This is a genomic window from Halolamina salina, assembly GCF_042678005.1.
GTDB lineage: Archaea > Halobacteriota > Halobacteria > Halobacteriales > Haloferacaceae > Halolamina > Halolamina salina.
The window spans coordinates 3699-7831 of record NZ_JBHUDH010000045.1 but is presented as its reverse complement, the minus strand read 5'-3'; the positions used below and the strand labels follow the sequence as shown (position 1 = coordinate 7831).

Here is a 4133-nt window from a genome sequence, read left to right as displayed (position 1 = left end):
GGCGGCTCGATCGACGACCACCTCCACACCCACCTGATCCCGCGCTGGTCGGGTGACACGAACTTCATGCCGATCGTCTCGGACACGAAAGTCATCGTCGAGGCGCTGGAGGAGAGCTACGACAAGCTCCACGAGGCGTTCGCGGCGCTGCCCGATGCCGCCGACGGAGCCGAAAAAACGGACGCGGTCGAACTGCGGTTCGACTGACTACAGGAACGGCAGCCCCGGCGACGCGTAGATGGAGGTGACGCCGAGGTACAGCGTGATGAACACGCCGACGAACACGACGGTCCGCAGCCACCAGATCCAGAGGTTGGCGACGCTCGCGTCGGCGCTACTGCCCTGCTTGATCTCGTCGACCGCTTCCGGCCCGTACACCCAGCCGACGAAGATCACGCCCAGCAGCACCGAGGCGGGCAGGAGGACGCTGTACGCCAGCGTGTCGAACCAGCCCAGCCACGCGGTGTCCCACGCCGCGAGCGTGCCGAGCAGGAACAGCGCGCCGCCGAAGCCGAACGCGGTCGGCTTCCGGTTCCAGTCGTACTTGTCGACGCAGTAGGAGGTGACGACTTCGAGCAGGCTGATCGCGGAGGAGAGCGCCGCGACCAGCACGACGAAGAAGAACAGCGCGCCGACGGCCCGGCCCGCCATCCCGAGGTTCGCGAACGCCTGTGCGACCGAGACGAACAGCGCGCCGGGACCGCCGCCGGCGGCGCTCTCCGGCACCGTCCCGAACTGGACGAACAGCAGCGGGATCACGACCAGCCCCGCCAGCACGCCGATCGCGGTGTTGAGGCCGACGACCAGTCCGCCGTCGGCGGGCAGGCTCTCGTCCTCGCCGATGTAGGACGCGTAGGTGATCATCGCGCCCATCCCCAGCGAGAGCGAGAAGAACGCCTGACTCACCGCGAAGGGGATCACCGAGCCGAGGTTGTTCGCGAGGTAGCCCAGATCCGGCGAGAGGTAGTAGCCGTAGGCGGGGCCGCTCCCGCCGAGGGTGAACGCGTACACCGCGAGGCCGACCAGCATCACGACCACCGAGGGGACCATCAGCTTCGTCGCCTTCTCGATCCCGTCCTCGACGCCGAACGCGACGATCCCCGCGGTCAGCGCCATGAACACCGCGTGGAACGCGATCGCCTCCCAGCCCACCGACACCGCGCCGAAGTACGCGGCGGTGTCGCCGAAGTAGCCGCCGGTCAGGCTCCCGATCACGTACCGGATCACCCAGCCGCCGACGACGCTGTAGTACGACAGGATCCACAGCCCCGTGAACAGTCCCAACCCCCCGACGACGGTCCACGCCGGGTGGTCGAGCCGGTCGAACGCCTCGACCGCGTTGATCTTCGCCCGACGGCCGATCGCGAACTCGCCGAGGATCGTCGGGAGGCCGATGAGCACGGCGGCGAACAGGTACACCAGCACGAACGCCGCACCGCCGTTCTCCGCGGTCTTGAACGGGAACTGCCAGATGTTCCCGAGGCCGACCGCGCTCCCCACCGCAGCAAGGATGAACCCCGCACGCGTCGTCCACGTCTCTCGTTGTGCCATATGTCCGCAAGCCGTTCATCCGATACAAGTTTTTATCGGTTCACCCCGCAACGAACGTGAGAAGTCCGACAGAACGGGCCGAACGCGACCACTCAAGTCAAGTACCGGCGCGCCCCGAATCCGGCCGCATGGAGCGCAAGGGGGCAGTCCGCCGGGTCGGCGTCGTCGTGCTCGCCGCCAACCTCGCGCTGGCGCTGCTGAAGACGGGGGTCTGGCTGGAGACGGGCAGCCTCGCGCTCGTCAGCGAGGCGGTCAACAGCGCCTCCGACGCCGTCTACAGCGCGGTCGTCGTCGCCGGCCTCTACCTCACCACCCAGCCGCCGGACTTCGAACACCCCCACGGCCACGAGCGCATCGAGCCGTTCGTCGCGCTGTTCGTCGCCGCGGGCCTGCTCGCCGCCGGCACCGGGGTGGCGTACTCGGGGGCCACCTCGCTGCTCGCTGGATCCTACTCTGCCGTCTCCCCGGTCCCCGCGGTCGTGCTCGGCGTCGGCGCCGTCGCGAAGTACGCGCTGTATCGCTACTGTCTGCGCGCCGGCGAGACTCACCGCTCGCCGGCGTTGGTCGCCACCGCGAAGGACAATCGGACCGACGTGTTGACCGCGGTCGCGGCACTCATCGGCGCGGGCGGCGCCGCGGTCGGCTACCCCGTGCTCGACCCGATCGCCGCGCTGGTGGTCGCCGTCGGCATCCTGCTGACCGGCGTCGACATCGTCCGGGACAACGTCGGCTACCTCGTCGGCGCCGCGCCGCCGGAGGACCTCCGGGCGGCGATCGTCGACGCCGCGCTCGCCCACCCCGAGGTGCGGGGCGCCCACGACGTGGTCGCCCACTACGTCGGCCCCGAGGTCGACGTGAGCCTCCACATCGAGGTCGAGGGCGAACTGACGGTTCGGGAGGCCCACGACATCGAGACGGAGGTGATCAACGCCATCCGCGACCTGCCCGAGGTCGACGACGCGTTCGTCCACGTCGATCCCAAGGAGCTCGGCGAGTGGAAGGAGGACGACCGCTGGCGCGACGAGCGCGTCGGCTGACCGGGCGAGCGCTTATTCGGCTCCGCGCCCCAGCACCGCCATGGCCGGCTACGAGGCGGGCTTTCACGATCTGACCGAGGGGGTCCGCGACCGCGACCTGCCCGTCGAGGGCGACGTGCCGGCGTGGCTCGACGGCGCGCTCTACCGGAACGGCCCCGCACGCTGGACCGTCGGCGACGCCGAGGCCGACCACTGGTTCGACGGGCTGGCCCACCTCACACGCTTCTCTTTCGACGACGGCGCGGTGCGGTACACTAACCGCTTCCCGCGGACCGACGCCTACCGCGCCGCCGTCGAGGACGGCAGCTTCGCCGGCCAGTTCTCCTCGACCGACGGCTACCTCAGCCGCGTGAAATCGATGCTCGCCGGCGATGCGACCGACAATGCCAACGTCCACGTCGCCCGCATCGGCGGCGACCTCGTCGCGCTGACGGAGACGCCGAACTGGCTCCGGATCGACCCGGAGACGCTGGAGCGCCGGGGGGCGCTCGACTACGACGACGAGGTGACCGCCCACCACGTCACCGCCCACCTCCGGCAGGACCCCGACAGCGGCGCCCACTGGGGCTACTTCACGAAGTTCGGCAGACACAACGAGTACGTCCTCTTCCGCATCCCCGAGGGAACCACGCGCCGGGAACGGGTCGGCAGCGTCCGCGTGGAGAAGCCGGCGTACATGCACAGCTTCGCGCTCACGCCGACCCACGCGGTGCTGGTCGAACCGCCGCTGGTCACCCGCCCCGCGAGGTTCCTACTGCCCGGCTCGGGCGGCTTCATCGACAACTACGACTGGGAGCCGTCACGCGGGACGCGCTTTCTGGTCTTCCGGCGCGACTCCGGCGAACTGGTCCGGGAGGCGACGGTGCCGGCATTCTTCACGTTCCACACCGCCAACGCGTTCGAACGCGAGAGCGACGGCACGACCGAACTCGTCGTCGACCTCGTGGCGTACGACGACGACAGCGCGGTGACGGACCTCTCGATGAGCGCGCTCCGGGGCGGCGACGCCGGCTTCCCCTCGGGCGAACTCCGGCGCTACCGGCTCCCGCTCGATGGCGGCGAACCGGGCCACGACCACCTCGCCAACGAGGTGGAGATGCCGCGGTTCTCCCCGCGGGTCCACACCCGCGAGTACGAGCACGTGTTCGCACAGTCGACGGAGATGGACGGCGGCAACGCGCTGGTCCGCGTAGACGTGGCTGGTGAGAACCCCGGCGTGGCTCGCCGCTGGGAGGAACCGGGGGTGTTCTCGGGCGAGCCGATCTTCGTCCCCCGCCCCGAGGGCGACGCGGAGGCCGACGGCGTCGTGCTCTCGCTCTGCCTCGACGCCGACGCCGAGCGGTCGGTGCTGCTCGTTCTCGACGGCGACCTGACCGAACTCGCGCGGGCGCCGCTGCCCCACGCTGTCCCCTTCGGCTTCCACGGGGAGTATTTCGTGTCGGGCTGACGATCAGGCGGTGCTGGTCCCGCCGACCCCGTCGTTCTCCCGCTCGGCGTCGACGCGCTCACGCAGCCCGGCGAGGGGAAGCTCCTCGTCGTCATCTT

The 4133-nt window shown here is 70.0% G+C and carries 3 protein-coding genes and 1 pseudogene; 3 read left to right on the top strand and 1 reads right to left on the bottom strand.

Features of this window, described 5'->3' with window-relative positions; translation table 11 throughout:
• A pseudogene (locus ACFR9S_RS05415) lies at nucleotides 1-207 on the top strand (HIT family hydrolase); the annotation flags it as partial.
• On the opposite strand, the gene ACFR9S_RS05410 reads toward ACFR9S_RS05415, so the two are convergent.
• Nucleotides 208-1551 (bottom strand): sodium-dependent transporter, encoded by a 1344-nt coding sequence (locus ACFR9S_RS05410; protein WP_379732017.1) that lies wholly within the window; start codon nucleotides 1549-1551, stop codon nucleotides 208-210.
• Between the two features lie 128 nt (nucleotides 1552-1679).
• On the opposite strand from ACFR9S_RS05410, the gene ACFR9S_RS05405 reads away from it, so the two are divergent.
• Both ACFR9S_RS05405 and ACFR9S_RS05400 read left to right on the top strand, forming a co-directional pair.
• Nucleotides 1680-2588, top strand: coding sequence for a cation diffusion facilitator family transporter (locus tag ACFR9S_RS05405; RefSeq protein WP_379818225.1), 909 nt, complete (start codon nucleotides 1680-1682; stop codon nucleotides 2586-2588).
• Nucleotides 2589-2628: 40 nt separating this feature from the next.
• A complete protein-coding gene (locus tag ACFR9S_RS05400; protein ID WP_379731940.1) occupies nucleotides 2629-4035 on the top strand; it encodes a carotenoid oxygenase family protein in 1407 nt (468 codons plus the stop codon).
• The last annotated feature ends 98 nt before the right edge of the window (nucleotides 4036-4133 follow it).